This window comes from Paenibacillus sp. FSL R5-0473 (genome assembly GCF_038004565.1).
GTDB lineage: Bacteria > Bacillota > Bacilli > Paenibacillales > Paenibacillaceae > Paenibacillus > Paenibacillus amylolyticus.
Genome location: NZ_JBBORL010000001.1, coordinates 3,324,708 through 3,348,241 on the forward strand (window position 1 = coordinate 3,324,708; position 23,534 = coordinate 3,348,241).

The 23,534-nt window shown below is 45.7% G+C and carries 22 protein-coding genes; all 22 read right to left on the minus strand.

All coding sequences use genetic code 11. The features are described 5' to 3' along the window. Positions 1–53 precede the first annotated feature (53 nt). A complete protein-coding gene (gene pduL, locus MKY28_RS14395) occupies positions 54–626 on the minus strand; it encodes a phosphate propanoyltransferase (protein WP_017689107.1) in 573 nt (190 codons plus the stop codon). Positions 627–818: 192 nt separating this feature from the next. Further along, entirely contained in the window at positions 819–1,820 is a 1,002-nt protein-coding gene (locus MKY28_RS14400) for a dipeptidase (protein WP_340936266.1), read from the minus strand. Positions 1,821–1,905: 85 nt separating this feature from the next. Further along, on the minus strand, positions 1,906–2,166 hold the full coding sequence (locus MKY28_RS14405) for a stage V sporulation protein S (RefSeq protein ID WP_007430104.1): 261 nt from the start codon (positions 2,164–2,166) through the stop codon (positions 1,906–1,908). A 117-nt stretch (positions 2,167–2,283) separates the two neighbouring features. After that, the gene (locus MKY28_RS14410; RefSeq protein ID WP_340936267.1) at positions 2,284–3,078 is read right to left on the minus strand and encodes a TIGR00282 family metallophosphoesterase; all 795 of its coding nucleotides are present in this window, start codon (positions 3,076–3,078) and stop codon (positions 2,284–2,286) included. 153 nt (positions 3,079–3,231) lie between these two features. Further along, complete coding sequence (gene rny, locus MKY28_RS14415; protein WP_036670418.1) at positions 3,232–4,773, minus strand: ribonuclease Y; 1,542 nt, start codon at positions 4,771–4,773, stop codon at positions 3,232–3,234. 310 nt (positions 4,774–5,083) lie between these two features. Continuing rightward, positions 5,084–5,821, minus strand: coding sequence for a regulatory protein RecX (locus MKY28_RS14420; RefSeq protein WP_074094594.1), 738 nt, complete (start codon positions 5,819–5,821; stop codon positions 5,084–5,086). Positions 5,822–6,103: 282 nt separating this feature from the next. Further along, the gene (gene recA / locus MKY28_RS14425) at positions 6,104–7,168 is read right to left on the minus strand and encodes a recombinase RecA (RefSeq protein ID WP_036609261.1); all 1,065 of its coding nucleotides are present in this window, start codon (positions 7,166–7,168) and stop codon (positions 6,104–6,106) included. 243 nt (positions 7,169–7,411) lie between these two features. Then, on the minus strand, positions 7,412–8,668 hold the full coding sequence (locus MKY28_RS14430; RefSeq protein ID WP_076249792.1) for a competence/damage-inducible protein A: 1,257 nt from the start codon (positions 8,666–8,668) through the stop codon (positions 7,412–7,414). Between the two features lie 107 nt (positions 8,669–8,775). Then, positions 8,776–9,363 (minus strand): CDP-diacylglycerol--glycerol-3-phosphate 3-phosphatidyltransferase, encoded by a 588-nt coding sequence (pgsA, locus tag MKY28_RS14435; protein ID WP_017689114.1) that lies wholly within the window; start codon positions 9,361–9,363, stop codon positions 8,776–8,778. Between the two features lie 319 nt (positions 9,364–9,682). After that, entirely contained in the window at positions 9,683–10,174 is a 492-nt protein-coding gene (locus MKY28_RS14440) for a YajQ family cyclic di-GMP-binding protein (protein WP_036609266.1), read from the minus strand. Between the two features lie 155 nt (positions 10,175–10,329). Continuing rightward, a complete protein-coding gene (locus tag MKY28_RS14445) occupies positions 10,330–10,494 on the minus strand; it encodes a hypothetical protein (RefSeq protein ID WP_167350848.1) in 165 nt (54 codons plus the stop codon). Between the two features lie 73 nt (positions 10,495–10,567). Next, positions 10,568–11,617 carry a helix-turn-helix domain-containing protein gene (locus tag MKY28_RS14450; protein ID WP_340936268.1) on the minus strand — a complete coding sequence of 350 codons (1,050 nt, stop codon included), beginning with the start codon at positions 11,615–11,617 and terminating at the stop codon, positions 10,568–10,570. Positions 11,618–11,683: 66 nt separating this feature from the next. Continuing rightward, entirely contained in the window at positions 11,684–12,451 is a 768-nt protein-coding gene (locus MKY28_RS14455) for a DUF3388 domain-containing protein (RefSeq protein ID WP_036609270.1), read from the minus strand. Positions 12,452–12,648: 197 nt separating this feature from the next. Further along, positions 12,649–12,912, minus strand: a complete 264-nt coding sequence (locus tag MKY28_RS14460; protein ID WP_017689119.1) for a DUF3243 domain-containing protein — start codon at positions 12,910–12,912, stop codon at positions 12,649–12,651. Between the two features lie 164 nt (positions 12,913–13,076). Then, a complete protein-coding gene (gene ymfI, locus MKY28_RS14465; protein WP_036670413.1) occupies positions 13,077–13,847 on the minus strand; it encodes an elongation factor P 5-aminopentanone reductase in 771 nt (256 codons plus the stop codon). Position 13,848: 1 nt separating this feature from the next. Then, entirely contained in the window at positions 13,849–15,129 is a 1,281-nt protein-coding gene (gene yfmH, locus MKY28_RS14470) for an EF-P 5-aminopentanol modification-associated protein YfmH (RefSeq protein WP_076318533.1), read from the minus strand. A gap of 3 nt (positions 15,130–15,132) precedes the next feature. Then, a complete protein-coding gene (yfmF, locus tag MKY28_RS14475) occupies positions 15,133–16,413 on the minus strand; it encodes an EF-P 5-aminopentanol modification-associated protein YfmF (RefSeq protein WP_340936269.1) in 1,281 nt (426 codons plus the stop codon). Between the two features lie 126 nt (positions 16,414–16,539). Next, positions 16,540–17,370 carry a spore cortex-lytic enzyme gene (gene sleB / locus MKY28_RS14480; RefSeq protein ID WP_036609278.1) on the minus strand — a complete coding sequence of 277 codons (831 nt, stop codon included), beginning with the start codon at positions 17,368–17,370 and terminating at the stop codon, positions 16,540–16,542. A 195-nt stretch (positions 17,371–17,565) separates the two neighbouring features. Beyond that, the gene (locus tag MKY28_RS14485) at positions 17,566–20,304 is read right to left on the minus strand and encodes an FtsK/SpoIIIE family DNA translocase (RefSeq protein ID WP_340936270.1); all 2,739 of its coding nucleotides are present in this window, start codon (positions 20,302–20,304) and stop codon (positions 17,566–17,568) included. 90 nt (positions 20,305–20,394) lie between these two features. Beyond that, complete coding sequence (locus MKY28_RS14490) at positions 20,395–20,625, minus strand: YlzJ-like family protein (protein WP_036609282.1); 231 nt, start codon at positions 20,623–20,625, stop codon at positions 20,395–20,397. After that, positions 20,622–21,383: a ClpP family protease gene (locus tag MKY28_RS14495; protein WP_036609439.1), complete on the minus strand. Its 762-nt coding sequence runs from the start codon at positions 21,381–21,383 to the stop codon at positions 20,622–20,624. The genes MKY28_RS14490 and MKY28_RS14495 overlap by 4 nt, the downstream gene beginning before the upstream one ends. Positions 21,384–21,616: 233 nt before the next feature. Beyond that, positions 21,617–23,296, minus strand: coding sequence for a ribonuclease J (locus MKY28_RS14500; protein WP_036609284.1), 1,680 nt, complete (start codon positions 23,294–23,296; stop codon positions 21,617–21,619). Positions 23,297–23,534 lie beyond the last annotated feature (238 nt).

Below are 23,534 nucleotides of genomic sequence, written 5' to 3' on the forward strand. Positions count from 1 at the left end.
GTTTATATGTTATTCAGACCGCCATAATTGGGGGCTGAGGCTATTACATGTAATTAATCGATGATTTCAGCAGTGTCGCCATTACGAGCGCCAGCAGCGTTAGCTTCATCTGTATCAATATGCATGTCCAGTGCGAAAGAATCGGATACACGAGCCAGTACATTTTCCAGTACCAGACCACGATCTCCACCCAGACGAACTTTCAACATTTGTTTGTCCTCGATACCCCATTTAGCAGCATCAGAAGTATGGAAGTGAATGTGACGAGCAGCAACGATAACACCTTTATCAATCGTTACTTCGCCAGCAGGACCTTTAATTGTGATTCCTGGTGTACCTTCAATGCTTCCAGATTCACGTACAGGTGCTTTAACACCAATCGCAAATGAATCTGTCATGGAGATCTCCAGTTGCGTTTCAGGGCGAACAGGTCCAAGGATACGCACTTTATCAAACTGTCCTTTCGAACCAATTACCGCTACAGTTTCGTTAGCAGCGTATTGGCCAGGCTGGGACAGAGGTTTAAATTCAGTCAGTTCATAACCTTTGCCAAACAAAATTTCAACGTGCTCTTGGGATACATGAATGTGACGGGCAGATACGCCCACAGGTACTGTTTTACTCATTGTAAATTCACTCCTTGTTTATCTATGGCCTGTACTCAGGCTCTTAACAATCCAATGGTATTATACCCCTTTTTGGAGTGAAATGAAAACGAACTGGTGAAAATTCATGAAATACACTTATTTCACCATCATTCCCCTCCTTTATTTGGAAACAAGTTTCAATTCAACACATTCAACGCACACACCAGTTCACTATTTCATGGAATTCCCATTCATCTGCATCTTCGGATTGCTCTCTGGCAAGTGTTCCCCCAGATAACTCATCGCATTCCCCCACAACCAGCCGCGCACTAAATGTTCATCATAATGCTTGAGCAGGATTTCCGTCAGTCTCGGATAATGTCCTGAATGTTCAAGTCTCTGAATATACGTTGAAATTCCATCAAAATCAGACCCCATCATCAGATGCTGCTGCCCGCCGAGAGAACAGATCTCCTCAATATGAGGCAGCAGATCTTTTATACGTACCTCACCCTCCTGCTTCACAAACCAGGGTACAAACGTCAGTCCGATCCGCCCTTCCCGGGCAATGATAGCCTGAATCTGATCATCTTTCAGATTACGCACATGGGGACATACGCTGTAGCTGTTGGAGTGGGAGGCGATAAAAGGACGTTTACTCAAGTCAGCCAGTTCCCAGAACCCTTTCTCTGTCAGATGTGACACGTCGAGCAGCATTCCGATTTCATTACACTGGCGCACCAGTTCCTTCCCCTTCTCGGTCAGACCTGCTCCACGCTTCTCCATTACTCCGTCAGCCGCCCAATTGGCATAATTCCACGTTAGTCCAATAATTCGAACGCCCATCTGATAACATAACTCCAGATAGAACAGGTTGCCCTCCAGGCCATCCACACCCTCCAGTGTGATTAATCCCCACAGACCCTCTGTTTGCCCCACCTGAGCCACCTGTTCACGCCATAACAACGTCTGTGTGCCGTCAGGCCGCTCCTGACTTCTCTCCACACGTCTACGATAGATCTCCAACTGCCCCATCACATGTTCAAACTTGCCTCTGCCAAGTACTTCGGGTAAATAGATGGCGAATGCCTGCAACCCTACATCCCCCTCTTTCAAACGTTGCAAGTTCACATCCAGTTGTGGGGCATCTTGGAATGAAAGAGCTGGCTGCATCAAAATTTTGCTCAGTGCATCACAGTGAAAATCAGCTACACGCCAATCAGACATGGACATCTTAAACCCTCCTCAATATGTGATTGCAAAAAAACGCAAAAAAACCTGTCTACATCGTAAACAGGTTCAATGCATACTGCATGTATTATCTGGGCTCCACAATCAGCTTAATGGCCGTTCGGTCCTCGCCGTCGATCACAATGTCTGTAAAAGCTGGAATACAAATCAGGTCAACTCCGCTTGGTGCTACAAATCCCCGGGCTATCGCTACCGCTTTAATGGCTTGGTTCAGTGCTCCCGCTCCAATTGCCTGCAGTTCAGCATTTCCACGTTCACGAAGAACCCCTGCAAGAGCGCCGGCTACAGAATTAGGATTGGACTTTGCTGAAACTTTTAATACATCCATGGTAAGTACCTCCCTGGGAATGTTGAAAGTTTGTTTCCACTTACTAGATGTTATTCGCGGGAGGCAAAAAAATTCCTTCTTTTTAGACGGGTTTCCCTGCAAATTGGGACAATACCCCTATTCCATGCGCCACTCGTCCTCCGTCAGACGAATTTTTTCGATGCGTGTTGCCGCACCTGTGGCTTCATCAATTTCAACAAAAACACCATGGAAGTGCCATTTGCCATCATCCACAACAAAACGTACAGGTAGCTGGGTGTAGAACTTACGCAGCACGGCCTCACGCTCCATACCCAATATACCGTCACGAGGCCCTACCATGCCTGCATCCGTCAAGTAAGCTGTTCCTCCAGGCAAAATCCGATCATCATTACTCTGTACATGCGTATGTGTACCTACAACGAGAGACGCACGTCCATCCAGATGCCATCCCATGGCAATCTTTTCTGACGTTGCTTCAGCATGCATATCAACTAAAATACATTTATGGTCTTGGAGCAGCTCATCTACAATTTCATCAGCTACACGGAATGGACAATCCAGAGCAGGCAGGAACGTTCTTCCTTGAAGATTGACAATCGCTAGCTCTTTCCCTTCGCCCTTGACAACCGTGTACCCTCGTCCTGGTGTGCCTGGTGGAAAGTTCGCTGGACGAATCATGCGGGGCTCATCATCTATAAAATCAAAAATATCCTTATTGTCCCAAGTATGATTACCAAGTGTAATACCATGTACACCCCAGTTGAAAAACTCATTTGCGATTGCGCCGGTAATGCCGCGACCTGCTGCCGCATTTTCACCATTCACAATCACTACATGTGGCTTATACTTCGATTTCAGATACGGTAAATTTTCCTTTAATGCCTTACGTCCCACGTTACCTACAATGTCACCAATAAACAAAACTTTCATTGATTACTGCCTCCTCAATTCCTGCAAAGTCCTCTTACTTCAAATGTTGAACCTTTGCAGGACTCTATCTCATGCTCCATGATGTGTAGTTGCCTTTAACAGGCTATCAACAGGAAAAGTGGCCCACTACTGCGGCCACTTTTCCGTAATGCTCTATTTTGCGTATTCAACCGCACGGGTTTCCCGGATGACGGTGACTTTGATGTGACCCGGATAGTCGAGTTCATTCTCAATCATCTTCGTGATGTCACGGGCTAAGCGGAATGCTTCAGCATCATCGATCTTCTCAGGCTGTACCATAACGCGAACTTCGCGTCCGGCCTGAATGGCGTACGATTTCTCGACACCTTCGAAGGATTCTGAGATTTCTTCCAGCTTCTCCAGTCGTTTGATATACGTTTCCAGCGTTTCGCGGCGTGCGCCTGGTCTTGCTGCGGAGAGCGCATCTGCTGCGCCAACCAACATGGCAATGACCGAAGTCGCTTCGCAATCTCCGTGATGGGACGCGATACTGTTGATTACAACCGGATGTTCTTTGTATTTCTTCGCCAGTTCCACGCCAATTTCGACGTGTGATCCTTCCACTTCGTGATCCAGCGCTTTACCGATGTCATGCAATAGACCTGCACGTCTTGCCAGAGTTACGTCTTCTCCCAGTTCGCCAGCCATCAGTCCAGCCAGATAAGCGACTTCCATGGAATGTTTCAAGACGTTCTGACCGTAACTTGTACGGAACTTCAACCGGCCCAAAATTTTGATCAGATCCGGATGCAGACCATGCACGCCCACTTCAAAGGTAGCTTGCTCACCGTATTCACGGATGCGCTCATCCACTTCTTTGCGGGATTTCTCAACCATCTCTTCAATCCGTGCCGGGTGAATACGTCCATCAGCCACCAGTTTCTCCAGGGCAGTACGGGCGATTTCACGGCGAATCGGGTCAAAGCCCGACAGAATAACAGCTTCTGGCGTATCATCGATAATGAGGTCAATCCCTGTAAGGGTTTCAAGCGCACGGATGTTACGTCCTTCACGACCGATAATCCGGCCTTTCATTTCTTCATTTGGCAGGGTAACAACAGATACCGTTGTTTCCGCTACGTGGTCAGCCGCACAGCGTTGGATGGCGAGTGTAATAATCTCGCGGGACTTTTTGTCCGCTTCTTCCTTCGCTTGTTGTTCAATGTCCTTGATCATTTGAGCCGTCTCATGACGAACTTCCTGTTCTACGTTGGACAGTATGATACTGCGTGCATCTTCCATGGTGAGGTTGGATATACGTTCCAACTCTGTCACCTGGTTTTTGTAAATCATTTCGATCTGCTGCTGAGTCTCATCAATTCGTTTCTCTTTGTTAGCCACTTGCTCTTCTTTACGTTCGAGTGATTCCAATTTTTTATCCAGCGACTCTTCTTTTTGCAACAATCGTCTTTCTTGTCGTTGAATTTCATTCCGACGTTCACGAGTGTCTTTTTCAGCTTCAGCGCGAATGCGATGGATTTCATCCTTCGCCTCCAGCACCGTTTCTTTCTTCAGTGCTTCTGCCTCTTTCTTCGCGTTCTCCACGATTTGTACGGCAGCTTGTTCCGCACTAGAGATTTTAGCCTCTGCAAGAGATTTGCGAATAAAATATCCTACTCCGAACCCAATGAATAGCGCGGCTGCAACGAGAGCGATCGTGATTGCAATTTCCATACTGTTCACCTCCTCGTTGGTTCCTCCAAGGCATTCCTTGGGTCAATTTGCAGTTTTCAAACCTTACATATGTTTGGGAATAACGAATACTCACGGCGATCCCCCGCCGATTTTCATTTCACATGTACATGTTTCCACGTACTATTCACTGTTTCCAGCGAACCCATAATTAAGAATGGTATAAATCTTAAGAAACCGAAACCGCTTTTTTGGAAGGAAAAAGGGTTGTCCATTTCTTACAGACTCATGTCCATTTTAGTATTTGACGAAAGAAATTGTCAAGAGAATGCAGTATAGAGACTCTAGTCTGCTAATCCCATAACAACGCTTCGTCATCTTCAGGGTCCCCAGCCTCATCTTCTTCAATTAAACAATTCACGACCCGGCGCACCATATCCATTGAAAAACCACGTCTCATTAGGAAGGGAAGCGTTTTATTTTTCTTCTCTTTGACGTCCCCTTTGACCTGATTCCATTTTTTGCGTCCGGCACTCAAGGCAGTCTCAAATTCCGCATCTGTACTGATCCCTTCTAGTGCCTCAACAATGAGATCATTGGCAATGCCCTTTTGACGCAGCTCTTGCCTTATCCACAGTTTTCCCTTCCGCTTGCCCTCCATACGCTGTCTTGTCCATTCCTTCGCAAATAGATCGTCATCCACCAGGTTCTCCCGCTCAAGCCGATCCAGCGCCTCTTCAATCAAAGGTGCAGCAAACTCCTTCTGACGAAGTTTCTGACTTAATTCATGGCGCGTACGTGGCTTATGCTCCAAAAAACGCAGAGACTGTGCATACGTCCGCTGTCGCTCATCAGCTAGAATGATATCTTCCAGATCCTTCTTCATAAACGTATTACCTTGAGTCATCCTGTATTTAATCATCACATCTTCAAGAACCGTAATGGAGTGGATGCCAAAAGTGATTCGATAACGAGCTTGCCTGCTCTTCGTTCGTTCTACACGTGTAATAATAAGTTCTTCGTTGTCCGGAAATTGGGATAGGCCGTCCTGTTCTGCTTCTTCATATAAATCCTCGTCATGTTGATCCATTCTGGTCTCCCCTTTCATAACATTTTCATTCTGACTACGCCAAGCACATCTTCACATAAGACAAAGAACACCAATAATACAAAAGACCGGGAACTCTGCCCGGCCTTTACTCCACAGTTAGCGTGCTAACAGCCCCTGTCCATTGGGACAGGGGCTGTTAGACAGCACGAGTACTCCCACTACAATCCATTATCCAGATTGATCCAAGCTCAATCAGATAAGTTTACGGAGTCCAGTGGGGAACACCCTCAGGGTCCTCCCTACAAGGGAGGTTTTGAGAGATTACTCGTTGATTTCAAACAGTTCTTGTTCTTCTGCTGCTTCTTTTTGTTGCTCTTCACTCGTTGGCGCAGGAACTGCAGTAACCAAGTTACTGGCTACACGAATTTTTTGTTCAATGATGTCAGCAATATCTTTATGCTCTTTCATGAACTGCTTTGCGTTCTCACGACCTTGTCCTAAACGCTCGCCTTCGTAGGAGTACCAAGCACCACTTTTATTAACGATGTCCAGCTCTGTACCAATGTCAATGATACTGCCTTCTCTCGAAATACCCTCGCCATACATGATATCCACTTCCGCTTGTTTAAACGGAGGTGCCACTTTGTTTTTCACAACTTTAATACGAGTACGGTTACCAATCATGTCATTGCCTGATTTGATACTCTCAATACGACGCACATCCAGACGTACTGTGGAATAAAACTTCAGAGCACGACCACCAGGTGTTGTTTCCGGGTTACCAAACATAACGCCGACTTTCTCACGAAGCTGGTTAATGAAGATTGCGATTGTTTTGGATTTGCTGATTGCACCAGACAGTTTACGCAGCGCCTGAGACATCAAACGCGCTTGCAAACCAACGTGTGAATCGCCCATTTCGCCTTCAATCTCTGCTTTTGGAACCAATGCGGCTACAGAGTCAATAACGACGATATCTACTGCACCACTGCGTACAAGAGCTTCTGCAATTTCCAGCCCTTGCTCACCCGTATCTGGCTGAGACAGAAGCAATTCATCAATATTAACACCGAGTTTGCTTGCATATTGTGGGTCAAGAGCATGCTCGGCATCGATAAATGCAGCTTGTCCACCCGCTCTTTGTACTTCAGCGATAGCATGCAATGCTACGGTTGTTTTACCAGAAGATTCAGGTCCATATATTTCAACAATACGGCCTTTAGGCAAGCCGCCTGTTCCTAATGCAATATCCAAAGCCAAGGAACCACTGGGAATAATTTCCACATTCATATGAGTGGACTCACCCAGTTTCATGATGGATCCTTTACCAAATTGCTTCTCTATTTGACGGAGCGCCATATCAAGCGCGGCACGACGGTCTGACAATAAGCTCACACCCTTTACTGTTTATAAGATAATGATACCTTGTTTTAACACGTTTGCCAAGCTTTTTTTCGAACATACATTCGTTTTTTTTGTAAAGGCCGAGGCGCCTCTTCCTCAAGGAAACTTTCCATTAAACAGAAAAAAGAACCGTAAACAAGGCTGTAAAGCCTAATTCTACGGTTCTTCCGTCTTCCTTAATTATACTTGCTTGGAACTGTAAATGCAATCGAAGCTATTAACTAATCAATCCATCGCCACAAGTTTTTGCCATAAGCGATAGAGAATCGCTTTGGCTGAACGAATGCGAACCGTCTCGCGATTACCATTAATACGCAGCTCATGAATTTCCGTCTCTTTTCCACGTTCAGCAAGAGCGATGAAGACAAGTCCGGGTGGTTTGCGTTCCGAATATCCCGGTCCAGCTACACCGGTAACAGCCAAGCCAAAATCAGCATCGCCAATCATGCGAATCTGCTCAGCAAGCACTTTTGCAACCTCAGGACTTACCGCCCCAGGTGCATCTTCACCTTCCAGATAATCATGAGGCACATTCAGCAGCTTTTCTTTAATTTCATTGGAGTAACAAACAATTCCACCTTTGAGCATTGACGCACTTCCGGGTATAGAGGTCAGACTTTGCATGACAAGCCCTCCTGTACAGCTCTCAGCAGCGCTGAGCGTCAGCCCCATGTCAGACATCATGGTTACAATCGTGTACTCTATAGGCACATCCTCGTTCGCGTAGAGATGTTCTGTCAAACGCTCCCGAATCTGAACCTCCATCGCATCCAGCTTCAGCTTCGCCTCTCCCTCACTCGCAGCCTTTGTGGAGACGCGTACCGTAACTTCGCCTTCGCTCGCGTAAGGAGCAATCGTAGGGTCTGTCTGCGCGTCAATCAGATCCAGAAGTCGATCTTCCAGAGCAGATTCACCAATACCTGCGAATTTGAGCATTCGGGAATAGATCGGCATCTCTTCTGTGAGTACATGCTGGAACAGCCAAGGTTTGACTTCCTGTTCAAACATTGGAATCAACTCTTTAGGTGGTCCAGGCATCACAACATAATATTTGTCATTGTCAGAAATCGCATTTCCTGCCGCGAGGCCCGTTTCATTGGCCAGAGGTGTTCCGCCATCAATAACGATCGCCTGACGTCGGTTATTCTCTGTCATATCCACATTACGATCTCTGAAAAAGCTCTCAATTTTGTCCATTGCCATTCGATCTGTATGCAGTTTCCGGTTAAGAACAGCTGCGAGCGCATCCTTGGTCAGATCATCTTGTGTAGGTCCGATGCCACCGGAAAATAAAATAACGTCTGCACGGCTCTGCGCAATGCGAATAGCTTCACTAAGTCGGTTCAGGTTATCCCCAACCACCGTTTGGAAATATACATCGATCCCCATCGCAGCCAATTCACGGGATAGGTATCTGGCATTGGTATTGACGATTTGTCCAAGCAGTAGCTCTGTGCCAACTGCAATGATTTCTGCCTTCATTGAGCATCCTCCTGTACACGTGGTGAGTGATCAAAGGGCAATAGGATAATTTCCTATTGCCCCTGACCCAATGCTTCCTTCATGATTACCCATTTAAGAACAAACCATTATGCTTTTGTTAAATGAAGCAAATTTTTGTTTTTGATAAAGTAATCGATACCCGACCAGATGGTAATAAGCGCTGCTGCCCATACCGCGATAATATCGACGTGAATACCCGTGTATGAAAACGGGAAATTGTTCAACAGCAACAGCACAATCGCCACAATCTGCACTACAGTCTTCAGCTTGCCCCAAGCACTAGCGGCAACAACCGAACCATCCAGCAATGCAATTTGACGCAAGCCGGTAACTGCGAATTCACGACTAATAATCACAACTGCAATCCAGGAATCCAGCTTGCCCATCTCCACAAGCGAGATCAAAACTGCAGTAACCAGCAACTTGTCTGCGAGTGGATCGAGCAGTTTCCCCAGATTGGTAACCATGTTATTTTTCCGCGCAAGGTATCCGTCAATTCCATCTGTGCTTGCGGCGATGATAAAAATAACAGCAGCAATCAGTTGATTATACGGAAGCGACAAGCTTCCAAGCTGCAACGGCTCTGGATAAAATGGAAAATCCACGAGCAGGAACACCATCAAAAAAGGGATTAAGCAAATTCGTGCAAGCGTAATCCGGTTGGGTAAATTCACAAGACGCCCTCCCTCATATCCTCCATTACTCCAAACAATCATCATAATCCCGTTATCATCATCCGGAACATGAAATGTACAGTTTCAATGTCAATCCATATTAACATGATCCCACTATGTAGAAACGCAAAAAATAAAGTCAACCGCTCAAAAGCAAAACGCTTTAAACGTTCCGGTGACTTCCAGAAGATGTACTGCTTTTCACAAAGTCAGCAAACGATGAGGACTGGACTTGATGCTTGACTGCCAGCAATGCACACTTAGTATAATATACGCCCAATACCGTGTCAAAAAACACTTTTGCTACAAAAAGGCCTTATTACTTGAAATTTGTATATTGCAAATCCAGAGGCAGGTTAGCACCATTTAGCAACTGCATGACAGCTTGCAAATCATTTTTACTCTTACCAGTTACCCGAAGTTGATCTCCCTGAATCTGACTCTTCACCTTCATCTTGGAATCCCGAATCAGGATATTGATTTTCTTGGCGATGTCCTGATCAATCCCCTGTTTAAAATTCAAACGCTGGCGGACTGTACCAGAAGACGCTGGCTCTACCTTTGCGTAATCAATGTTTTTCAATGGTAGACCACGCTTCGCCATTTTGGATTGCAGCACTTCAATGACAGCCTTGAGTTTGGTCTCATCATCAGATACGATCGTTAACGCATCCTTATCCAGCTTCAGGCTGCTCTTGCTGCCCTTGAAGTCATAACGAGCGCCAATTTCTTTCTCGGTTTGTGTAACGGCATTTGTCAGTTCTTGCAAGTCCATTTTGGACACGATATCAAATGAATTTTCTGAGCTCAAACCAGTCACCCTTTCAGTTAATCGTATGTTCTGTAACATTATAGAGGATACCTTAAGCAAAAGTCTAATTTCAAGCTGTTTTACACAAAGAAAAAAGCATTTTTGGCTTCCACTTCAAGTGGCTGCCAAAAATGCTCGCTGGTCCAGCTTCCAACCTAATAGCGGCTGCGGTTGGGCTGTCTGAACATATCGAGCACACCCAAAAGTACATGTGCAAGTCCAAAACCCAATATTCCGTAACCCCAAGCACTTGGAGTCAGGTAATAACCCAGGAGGCTGACAATGATCCCTAAACCTGTTACGATCCAGCTGACTGTCACAGCCATCCACCTCACTTCACCAAAAGTTAACTGCAAGTTAAGACACGATTATTGTCTCCTGCAGTTGACCCGGTTATTCGCTACCCGTGGTACCCCCTGTACCGTCCGTTGATCCATTTTCAACACCTGTGGAAGAAGTAGTGCCACTACTATCTTCACCAAGCTTCAAACGGATCCGATTGGTCGCCTTGCCATCCGTTACAACCTGCCCGCCAACCTCAATCGTGGTCGCTGCAGCGTAACCGGACTTAATATACATGCCTGTACTATCAAGCTCAAAGGTATAGCTGTCACCTTCGGCTGTGTTACCATACTCCAACTTCTCTCCACTGGAGTTTTCGCCTTTGTACACTTCCAGCCAGCTATGACCTGTGGCTTTGATCGTAACCGTTACAGGTTGCCCTGTACTACCGTTAACTTTAAAGTTCGTAATATTTCCTGATTTCCCATCTTCTGAAACACTCACATTAGATGGTGAATTATCAGTTGGTTTTTCCTCAGTTTCATCCGTCTGTCCGTCCGTTTGGCCATCAGTTTGACCGTCCGTCTGTCCTTCCGTGTCTGTACCGCCACCGTTACCGCCAGCGTCTCCCTCACCAGTACCGTCAGTACCTGAGTCTGTCGCAGGCGGATTAGATGCCTGTCCGTTGTCGGCAGGTTGATCCGGTTTGTCCTCAGGCTGTTGTTGACTGTCTGTAATTTTGACCTGATCAAGACCCGGATTATCTGATTCATCACCATTGTTATACACCACGTATACATACAACAGTACTACGATCAAAACAGGGAATGTCCACATCAACGCGACAGACATCCACCGATTACTACGCTCAACCGGACGGCTGGAACGCTTCTGAATAACCGGTTCCATCGTTGCTTCCGTCTCTTCTTCGGGTACGTCTTTTTTGTGTCCCTCCAGCAGCTCATCAGGGTTCAGTCCCACGGTCTCCGCATAGGTTTTGATGAAAGCACGCACATAGAAGCTACCCGGCAGCACTTTATAGTCTCCTGCTTCTATGGCCTCCAGATACCTCTTGCGAATTTTTGTCATTTCCTGTACATCGTCAAGACTCATCCCTTTTTGCAGCCGGGCCTCCCTTAACTGCTGACCCAGTTCAGACATGCCATCTCCTCCTTATGTTTATCTCTTGAGTTGTTGCTAATCTATTCCATGATTCCGTACGGTTCCTTACAATTCATCGGTGTAGCTAGCCGTAAACGTATCATAAATAATCTCTTCATTGGGAATGTTACGCAATTCAATAATAATATCAAAATCATTAAAATCATATTCGGATTCCTGTACAAAAATATCCGGATGTTCAATAACTTTGGTGCTAGGCATGGACATAATATCCTGCAACAGGTTGTAATGCCGCTCACTGGAACGAATCGTACTTACAATTCCGTCAATGATGAAGACATTGTTCGGGTTCAATTCGTCTTCGGACATTTGACTCCTTATCGTCTGACGAAGAAGTGTGGAGGAAACAAACGTCCATCGCTTCATTGCACATACGCTGCCCGCAATAATAGACTCCGTTTTGCCAACACGAGGCATTCCGCGCAAACCGATGACCTGATTGCCTTCCCTCTTAAATACTTCACCCAAAAAGTCCACAAGTAACCCAAGTTCATCTCGTGTGAAACGAAATGTCTTGCGATCATCCGAGTCACGGTCAATGTATCTGCCATGACGTACGGCCAAAATATCCACCAATTTAGGTTGCCGCAAAGCCGATACGGTGATGCTGTTTACTTTGCCAAGCATTTCACCAAGCAAACGGATTTTTTCATCATCATCCGATTCAAGCAACATGCCTCGAGTTTTGCCTTCAACACCGTTAATGGTCAATATATTCACTTCAAGCATCCCCAGCATAGAGGCAATATCGCCTAACAAACCGGGTCTGTTCTTATGTATTTTATATTCCATGTACCATTGTTTAGATTCCATTTCAACACCCCGTAATGCATTATTCCCCATTATTCGACAGCAACAGAACATATCCACTGGACAACAATCTGAGACATCTTCTAAAAATGGGTCACGTTAATGATATATAAAATGAAAATGAATTACAAGAACAGCTCTGTAATCCGTTTGTAATCATTAGAGAAAAGCCCCCTTGCGGGAGCTCTTCATCTGTAATCTTATGCGTTTTGTTTGGCCAATTTGACCATCAGGCACGCAATCGTACGACGCTCATCAGCATCGCCGACATCCCATAACTCTTTCAATGCCCGGTTGGAATGGTTCGCCGGATCGACTTTCTCATCAAGGAAGTCGCCGATTTCATACGCAAGTTTGTTGATGGTTTCTTCACTCATCCCCATCTTCTCTGCTTGCAGTACGCGGTCACCCAGAAACTTCTTCCATGTGTCAAAACTGGAGAGCACTGTTTTTTCTGTTGACATGATAAATCCTCCTTAGATGACGCATGAGATTTAAAATCAACAGTTGTAATATGTGCTTTCGAGGCATTTTATATACGAGCATTTTGAAAATAATCCGGAAGACGACTGCTTCTCAGCAACCTTCACCTGGTTCGTTCACAGCCAGTCAAGTTTTCTTGCTTTTTTTACGTTAACCAACCGCCATTTGGACTGATGATCTGCCCATTGATATAACCCGATTCAGGGAGAGCCAAAAAATAAACCAATGATGAGATTTCATCAGGTTGAGCAAGTCTTCCTGCCGGAATTTCCTCTTCCAGCATCTTCAGTTCACTCTGATCCAGATGGCTCAGCATGGATGTCTGAACGGCACCAGGAGCAACCGCATTTACGGTTACTCCGGAAGGCGCGAGTTCTTTCGCAAGCGCTTTGGTGAATGCATTCACCCCACCCTTGGTTGTGGAATACAGCACCTCACAAGAAGCACCAGACAGCCCCCAGATCGACGATACATTAATGATCCGGCCATACCTTTGGGAGATCATGTGAGGCATCATTTCCTGTGTACACATAAACGTGCCTTTGAGGTTAATCGCCATCACTTCATCCCAGATCTCCTCTGTAACATCAGCCAACATCCCATAGTGCGAGATTCCTGCATTGTTCACAAGGATATCTGGCATGAGATTGTGCGACTCCAGCTTCTCACGCATACGCTCAATCTGTTCCCGGCTGCGAAGATCCGCAGACACGGTCATGATTTTTCCGCTGCCTTGTTCCATGCACCGTCTGGCGGCTTCATTCGCTGCTTCATGCGATTTCATATAGTGTATAACAACATTCATTCCCACTCTGGCAAAGCGTTCTGCGATAGCCGCTCCGATGCCACCGCTTGCGCCAGTTACCAGTACAGTCATTTCCCCGATTGCCTTCAATTGTCCCGTTCCCCTCTCCATATCAAGGACTCACGACTAGCGATACAGCCAGATGATCCCACCGAATATGCTCTCTCAGTCTGAGATTTACATCTTCCAGTGTAATCGATTCATAGAGCGGCAGCATATTGAAAAAATCACCGCCACGGAATTGCTGACGTGTAAATTCATGCGCAATGTTCTCCGGAGAATTGAGCATACGCAAATATCCGCCTATTTTCTTTTTGCGTGCACGTTCAAAATCCGTGGAATCGAACCCTTTTTCTACAATGGCATCCACTTCTTCACGTATACGCGCGAGCAGTTGATCCGGGTCTTTTGTATCACCACCAATGGCTGAAAACGCATATTGCGGCGAACTGTTATACTCATGTCCAAAGCTGTCCGAGATCAGATCTTCATCGTAGAGCTTCTGAAATAATCGTGTGCTTGAGCCAAACAAAAGATCCATCATCAGCTGCGTTGTCATATCTCGCCGTAACAATTGTTCCCCCGTGAGTCCAACGTCCGTCTCCTTGAATCCAAACAGACATTTGGGCAGTGAAACAGCCAGTTTCGCTTCCCGTCTGGCTTCTCCTACCTGCTCAGGCTCCGGTTCGAAGAAACGTTGAATGCTCCCCTGTGGCTTATAGTCCTTCTGCTCCTGGTTCGATCGAACCATATCAATGACTTCTTGTGGATCTACACCACCCACCACAAACAAGAGCATATTACTCGGGTGATAGAAGGTGTTATAACACTCATATAACATCTCTTTGGTAATCGTACGGATGGATTCCACCGTTCCTGCAATATCGATATGCACCGGATGTTTCTGATACATGGCTTCGATCAATCCAAAATAAACACGCCAATCCGGATTATCAGCATACATGTCAATTTCCTGTCCAATAATGCCTTTTTCCTTTTCCACATTTTGATCCGTGAAGTAAGGATTTTGCACAAAGTTGACTAATGTTTGTATATTTTCATTCACATATTCAGTCGCTGAAAACAAATAAACCGTCTGATCAAAGCTCGTAAACGCATTAGCTGAGGCACCGTGAGACGCAAATGTTGCAAAAATATCGCCTGTTGGTTCTTCAAACATTTTATGCTCCAGGAAATGAGCAATCCCATCCGGGACCTTCACTTCTTCCTGCCCCTCAACCTGAAAATGATTATCCACCGATCCATACTTGGTTGCAAACGTAGCATACGTTTTCTGGAACCCCGGTTTAGGCAAAATATAGACATGCAGTCCGTTATCCATTACTTCGTAATATAGTGTCTCCTGCAAATGCTCATACCGAATGCTCTCCACCGATTATTCCTCCTTCTCATCCCGCAAGAAATAAATCGTATCCAGACGGAATTGTTCTGCCGCCTCACGTACATCTTCCTTGCTAATATGTTCTACCTGAGCCAAAAGTTCTTCAGCCGTTCTTTCTTTGCCAGACAACTGTCGATTGAAGTCATAAGCGATCATCTCAAAAGCAGAATCCTGCATTTCCTTAAGCAGGTTACGGATCATTGCTTTGGTCTGAGACATTTCCAGATCACTGATTGTACCGCTTTTCATTTCTTCCAGCTGCTGCTTGATAATGGTGACAGCCTTCTCATAATTAGGGATTTCAATCCCGGATTGAATCGTTGCAATGCCCTTATGTCCGTCATATCGCGATGACGCGTAATACGCCAGGCTTTCTTTTTCACGAACATTGACAAACAGTTTGGAATGAGGATAACCACCGAGAATCCCGTTGTACATTAGTGCTGCGGCATACTGAGGATCTCCATAAGTGATAGATGTACGGAGTCCCATATTGAGTTTTCCCTGACTCACATTCAGTCGCTCAACAACGGTCTCCACTTCCTTATTTCCTCGAACCGCTGCTTGTGTCTGGTAATCAGAGGAGGACGTTCGATCTACATTGAAATGACGCTGAACAAGGTTCTCGACCTCCTCCAGTGTCGTATCCCCTACCACGTACAGATCCATACTCGCCTGCTGCAGCCACTCCTGATAAGACGCAGTCAGTGTGTCGGGCTCGATCCCAGGCAGATCCTTTCGCTCACCCAGTGGATGAAGACGGTACGGCTCGTTCTTGCACATTTCCTCAATACTGCGTTCAGCGGCATAGCGCATTTTATCATTCACGATAGACTCCAGCTTTTTACGAACAGTCTCTCGCTCTGCTTGTACATAAGACGTCCTGAAATGTCCATTCTCCTGTGCAGGTCGGGTAAGAACCTCTCCTAAGAAGGCAAATGAACGATCCAGTAGCTGTTCATCCCCTCCAACAAAGGAATCATTAATGGTATCCATTCGGAACTGTACAATCTGGTAATCCCCGCGTTTATAGACGTCAAAACCAAAACCTGCTCCATACAGATGCTCCAGTTGCTCACGAAATTGCGTTGTTTCCGGATAGGACTCCGTGCCGCGTCGCAGAACAAAAGGTGTCAGTGCTACTTTGGTTACTGTATCTTCCCGTAAAGGAACTCCTGCATATAGCGATATAGCAAACGTTTTAAAACGTTTAGTGGGAAGCACATGTATACGAAACTGTCTCTTGCTACCTCGTTCGAATCCTGATGTATTCAAATGTCAAAACCCCTTTACGGCGTCATTTATCATGCAATCGTATTAAGCTAAACGTAACAACCATTTTAACCCATTCAAAAGGCAAGAAGCAACCGAAGTCACGCCTTCTGGTTGCTTCCAACATCATCACATACAAAAGATATGCTGTCCGATTGTTTTCACTTGTGGGCGGGTCCAGATCCATTTGGATGTTGCTGTCTTCGGGTTAAAATAATAGAGACATCCACCGGACGGATCCCATCCATTCAAGGCCTGCTCAACTGCCTTTTTGGCTTGTGCGTTTGGTTCCAAATAGATCTGTCCGTCCGCTACAGCCGTAAATGCACCTGGTTGAAAAATCACGCCAGAAGGCGTATTTGGAAAGCTTGGTGATTTCACGCGATTCATAATTACTGCTGCTACTGCGACTTGACCTTCAAACGGTTCACCCCGGGCTTCACCATATACAGCGTTAGCCATAATCTTGAGTTCATTCTCTGAGAGACCAAGGGCATTGGCAGATCCCATATTGTCTTGCTCTTTATCTGCCGTATTGTTACTACTATCACTTCCACCTGAAGGTTTTTCCTTGTGCAATGGCGTTTCCGTTGGCGACCATTTGGTTGAAGCATTATACAATTTCAGTTTGGTTTCAGCTCCAACGACACCATCGGCTTTCATACCAAATTCGGATTGAAACCATTTGACGGATTTCAGCGTGCTGTTGCCAAAATTGCTATCGATTTTACCATTGTAAAATCCCAAATACTTGAGCCGGCCTTGAAGCTCATACACATCCTGACCGTAACTTCCATATTTCACAGCGTTGCTGCTGAAAGTAGGCAAGGCTTTCTCTTCAACTTGTGGTGTGCTTTGATTCGAACTTTCGGTTGCTGCATTCTCAGGAAGCAAATAGCGGATTCCCAATGCGGACATCAGCAAAATAGCAGTGAAAAGCCATATGTTCATTTTTCGCATCGACTGTGCTCTACCTTTCTCTTGTGGGATTAACAGAATCGCTAAGGTTATTATGACAAGCCTGCTTGCTTCCTATGCACCAAATCATCCGATCATTGGACATCATGGTAAAACTTCAGTCAAATTGTATGAAAAAAGCCCCCAACCATTAAGGTTGAGGGCTCGAATCGCCTGAATATTCATGTGCATTACAAGCTACGAGCTTATTTTGTTTTGTTGGTACTCTTCAAGCGAGACCAACACTTCCCGTGGTTTGCTACCCTCGTAAGGACCAATCACGCCCCGGGATTCCATGGAGTCAATCAAACGTGCGGCACGGGTGTATCCTACTCGCATTCGACGTTGTAGCAGAGAAACAGACGCTTGCTTGGCCTCCAGAATAATCTGCACTGCCTTTTCGTATAACTCGTCCTGTACTTCATCTTCAGCCTGGATAGAGTCGTCCACCTCAGGTACAAGGGACTCATCATACTGTGCTTCACCTTGACCACGTACATAATTCACAATATTTTCCACTTCTTCATCACTCATAAAAGCACCTTGTACACGAACCGGTTTCGATGCGCCCATTGGCATGAATAACATGTCTCCGCGACCCAACAGTTTCTCGGCCCCACCCATATCCAGAATGGTTCGAGAATCCACCTGTGAGGATACACCGAAGGCGATACGAGAAGGTATGTTGGCTTTGATTACGCCAGTAATAACATCCACAGAAGGCCGCTGTGTAGCAATAATCAGATGGATACCAGCTGCACGAGCCATCTGGGCAAGCCGAGCAATCGCATCTTCAACATCTCCGGCTGCAACCATCATGAGATCTGCAAGCTCATCCACAATGACAACAATATAAGGCAGAACAGCCGCAGGATTATCTTTCATCAGATTATTGTAACCTTCAACGTTACGAGTGCCTGATTTGGAGAACAGTTCATATCGTTTCTCCATCTCAACCACAATCTTTTTGAGAGCAAGTGACGCTCTCTTAGGATCAGTTACTACCGGTGCCAGCAAATGGGGAATCCCGTTATATACGTTCAACTCAACCATCTTGGGATCGACCATCAGGAACTTCACTTCATCCGGCTTGGCTTTGTACAATATGCTGGTAATAATTCCGTTAATACACACCGACTTACCGGAACCTGTAGCACCCGCAACCAGCAAATGGGGCATACGAGCCAAGTTACCAATAATCGTCTGTCCCGAGATATCTCGGCCAAATGCAATGGTCACTTTGGATTCTGCATCCTGGAACGTTGCTGTCTCCATTACTTCACGCATCGTTACAACCGATACTTCACCATTAGGTACTTCGATACCAATCGCAGACTTTCCGGGAATCGGTGCTTCCATCCGAATATCTTTTGCCGCCAGAGCCAACGCGATATCATCAGTTAGGCTGACAATTCTGCTGACCTTGACACCAATGTCAGGTTGAATTTCATATCTTGTAACGGCAGGACCCCGAACCACTTCAAGTACTTTGGCACGAACACCGAAGCTTTCCAGTGTGGCTTCCAGCTTGCGTGCTGTCTGCATATAATCCTTCTGGTCACCCGCCTTGCCCCCATTGTTTGGCTTGGCAAGTAGACGGAATGATGGCAGCTTGTACGGCTTAGGAGGTGGCGGTGGTGGTTTCACCGGTTGTGTGTCCTGCCCTTCAGGAGTTGGAGTATCTGTTCCCTGCATTGCATCATTAGGTACTTCTTCTCCACTCTGAATCTCATCCACAGCATTCATCCCGTTTGTACCTGCATCGGATGCAGACCACTCTGTCTCTACCAGTTCATCCGTTATTTTAATGGTATGCTCGCCCTGTTGTACTACGTTTGGATCGGCCAGATTATCCGGGAAAGGATAAGCATCGTCCAGATCATCTTCAATGCTTGCCTCTTCTGTTCTGACGTGCTCGAAAAAGTCTCGAATGATCGGCGCTGAGTTAGGTTTAGCCTGAACAGGAACACGTGACGAAGCTGATCTGTTAGTTACGTCTTCGGTTGCATCCTGCCACGCCTCTAGATTGTGATCTTGTTCGGCGCGGTACACAATCTGTTCTGTTTCTGCCGAATCGACCTCATCCATTTCACGTCCTGATGTCGCCTGTTCCCGTTTAGCTCCCCATTTTCCGAAAAGTTGGAAGAATATGGGCGAGTTTCGTTTTGGCAGATGCTGTTCCTCTAATTCATCCTCATACTCGTCTTCGTCATCTTCAACAGGAACAGGTACCACTTTACGGGCGTTACCTTTCTTCCTGGCATCAGAAGTTGAAGCAGAACGTGCAGAGGGTCTCGACTCCAGCTTTTTGTACATCGAACTCCCGGCATCCCAAATCTTTGTTCGGAATATTCGTATCAAATCCACATAAGATAGACTCGTAATCAGCATAAAACTGATGATAAACATGACAATCATGATGAGTCTCGCCCCAAGACTGCCAAACAGCCACAGGAAAAGAGCAAATTGCCCAGCTCCGAGATAACCACCGCTGATGTCCTTGTTAAGCATGGAGTCCCTCTCACCTGGCGCAGCAGGGGTTAGCAACTCGGTTTGCATATCATTATGTACCTGCGTAATCACAGCACCAGGCTCAAGCGCACCAACCGGAATGAGCTTCTGGTGCATTGCAGAGACAGTACTCATCAAGGTTAAGGCAAAGACCAGCAAAACAAGTCCTGTCTTGCGTGTGGTCCAACCACTCGGCCATTTCCGGTGAATCATCACCATGAGACCATAATAAATACCAACAAGTGGAATCGCAAAATAAAACTTACCAAGCATCAGTCCGAACATCTTGGAAAGCGAACGTCCAACGGTGGCTTCACCCGATAATGCTATGACAGCAAGGGTAATAAGCACAATCCCGTAAATTTCATATTTTAAAACGCCACTAAAACCAGCGCCCTTTTTTTTCCTCTTTTTTCTTCTGGCCAAAATCAGGTCACCCCCAGAAGAATATTATACCATACAAATATAATCCGTACATATGTTCTTTTTCTGCTCAATTTGTCTGAATTCGTCGCGTTATGCTGATCCCAAGTTACCCGAAAGCGGAATGGTCGAACCGGGCATATTAGCAGGATTGAGATAGGCTTCAAGTGGACAATCCAGCAAACGTACGATAACGGCTTCATTGTCATTAACAGGTCTCACCTGCATCAATAAACCATTCATTTTGATCTCCCTCGTATCTTCGCCCTCTTTCCACATTCCCGACCAGAGTTGTTCCGGGGGCATCACTGTATATAATGTCATTGGGTATAACCTCCCGCTTGCAGAGTCTGTCTCTTGTCTCCTATGAGCTGATTTAACTGAGCAATAGCCTGTCCAATCCCGCCCACTGCATCCATTAATCCATGTTTCACTGCATCTGCGCTTCCTACAGCTGTACCAATATCCCGATTCAACTCACCAGTCTTAAACATCAGTTCTTTGAACATCTCTTCAGAGATATTCGAATGAGAAGTCACGAACCGAACAACCCTTTCCTGCATTTTCTCCATATACTCAAACGTTTGAGGTACACCAATGACAAGGCCGTTCATTCGAATCGGATGGATCGTCATCGTTGCACTTCCGGCAATCAGGGAATATGTTGAAGCTACAGCAATCGGTACTCCAATGCTATGCCCGCCTCCAATGACCACAGTAACCGTAGGTTTGCTTAGAGAAGCAATCATCTCTGCAATGGCTAGACCCGCCTCTACATCTCCACCTACCGTGTTCAAAATGATCAGAATACCTTCAATACGCTGATTTTGTTCTGCGGCCACCAGCTGTGGAATGATATGCTCATACTTTGTTGTTTTATTTTGTGGCGGCAAAATCAAATGCCCTTCGACCTGTCCAATAATGGTCATACAGAAAATATTCGACTCACCTGCCGGCGACTGTGTCTGCCCAAATTGCTGAATAGTCTCTGTCACGGGAGAGATGGCCTTTTCCTCCTGAATCGGAATTTCCGGTGCTTCAACTTCCGGTTGATTGGATCTTGACGCCTGCTTGTCATTCATACGTTCATTCATTTCAATAATCCCCTTCTCCAGAAACATTTAATGTATTTCCTTAGTATGGGGATTTTTCCAACTGCCTTATACCCGCTGCATCAAATTGCTTCACATATTGACGCTATTGCAGATCTTCCTGAAAACGCAAAAAAAGCCCCTTCTCTACGAGGAACCGTCCAATATTACTCGTAGAGAAGGGGCGACTGTGTGCCTGAATATATGTTTTTGTTTAGCTTATTTTAAACTTCCATAATGATTGGCAAAATCATCGGTCTACGACGAGTTTGCTCATACAGGAAGCGTCCCAGTGCATCTTTAACATTTGTTTTGAGTGAAGCCCACTCGTTAACGTTCTCACTCATCAACTTCTGCAATGTGCTGCTAACGATCCGGTTGGCCTCATCAAGTAGTCCTTCCGATTCACGTACATACACAAATCCACGAGAGATGATGTCAGGACCGGAAACAATTTTTCCATCCTGTTTGCTCAGTGTTACCACAACAACAAGGATACCATCTTGTGACAACAATTTGCGGTCACGAAGTACAATGTTACCCACATCGCCTACACCCAAGCCATCGATCAACACATTACCTGCAGTAACTTTACCTGCTCTACGTGCTGCTCCACCTTGAATTTCAATCACTTCACCGATATCCGTGATGAAAATGTTCTCAGGTTCTACCCCTACAGATTCAGCAAGAACCGCGTGGCGACGCTGCATACGGAATTCACCGTGGATTGGCAAGAAGAATTTCGGTTTCATCAGGTTGAGCATCAGTTTCAGCTCTTCTTGGCTACCGTGACCAGATACGTGGACGCCACTGTTAGCACCGCTGTAATGCACGTTAGCACCCAGACGGAACAGTTCATCAATCGTACGGCCTACATATTTTTCATTACCTGGAACCGGAGTTGCTGCGATAATAACAGTGTCACCTGGCAGGATGTCCACTTTACGGTGTGTGGAACGAGCCATACGTGTCAGTGCTGACATTGGCTCTCCTTGACTTCCTGTGCAGAGAATCACAACACGATCAGCTGCCATCTTGCCTACTTCTTCAGGTTCAATGATCATGCCATCCGGAATCTCAAGATAACCCAGTTCTGAAGCAATACCAACCACGTTCACCATGCTGCGTCCGATAACTGCAACTTTACGTCCAGTCACTTCTGCTGCATTAATCACCTGTTGGATACGGTGTACGTTGGAAGCAAATGTCGCTACAACAACACGTTGACTTGCTTTACGGAAGATATCTTCCAGAACGATACCCACATTTTTCTCCGATGGTGTGAATCCAGGTTTCTCAGCATTCGTACTGTCGGACAATAGCGCTAACACGCCATTTGTTCCAATCTGTGCCATACGCTGAAGATCTGCATATTGACCATTGACTGGAGTATGGTCGAATTTGAAGTCACCCGTGTGAACAACTGCACCTTCCGGTGTTTCGACACATACACCAACAGAATCCGGAATACTATGGTTAGTAGCGAAGAACGATGCTTTCAGAACAGATCCAAGTTGGATCTCGGAATCAGCATCAATCAGAATACGTTTTGTATCACCCAGCAAATTCGCTTCTTTCAACTTGTTTTCTACAAGTCCAAGCGTAAGTCTTGTTCCGTATACAGGAACATTCAGATGTTTGAGAACATATGGCAGACCACCAATGTGATCCTCATGTCCGTGAGTAAGAATGATTCCTCTTACTTTGTCACGGTTCTCAGTCAGGTAAGAAATGTCAGGGATGACAATATCAATACCAAGCATATCTTCTTCCGGGAATTTAAGACCAGCATCTACGACTACAATGTCGTTGGCGTATTGGATGACGTACATGTTTTTACCAATCTCGCCTACGCCGCCCAAAGCAAAAATCATCAGTTTATCGTTATTATTTTTCTTAGACAAATGAATCTAAACCTCCTATGGTAGTTGGACGTCGTACCTTATTATTTATTGTAAGTTAAGAAAAGTAGTCCATACATCACATACCCACCTATCGGGATGAATGCAAAAGAACACCTTTATTCACGATATTTGGAAGAAGTTCTTCGAAGTTATTCCCTTTGACCAACAAGTTGGAGTTGAAATTCCCTCTTAGCCGTTCCTTCCTTTTTCACCGCAAAGCTACACCACGAAGCGATGT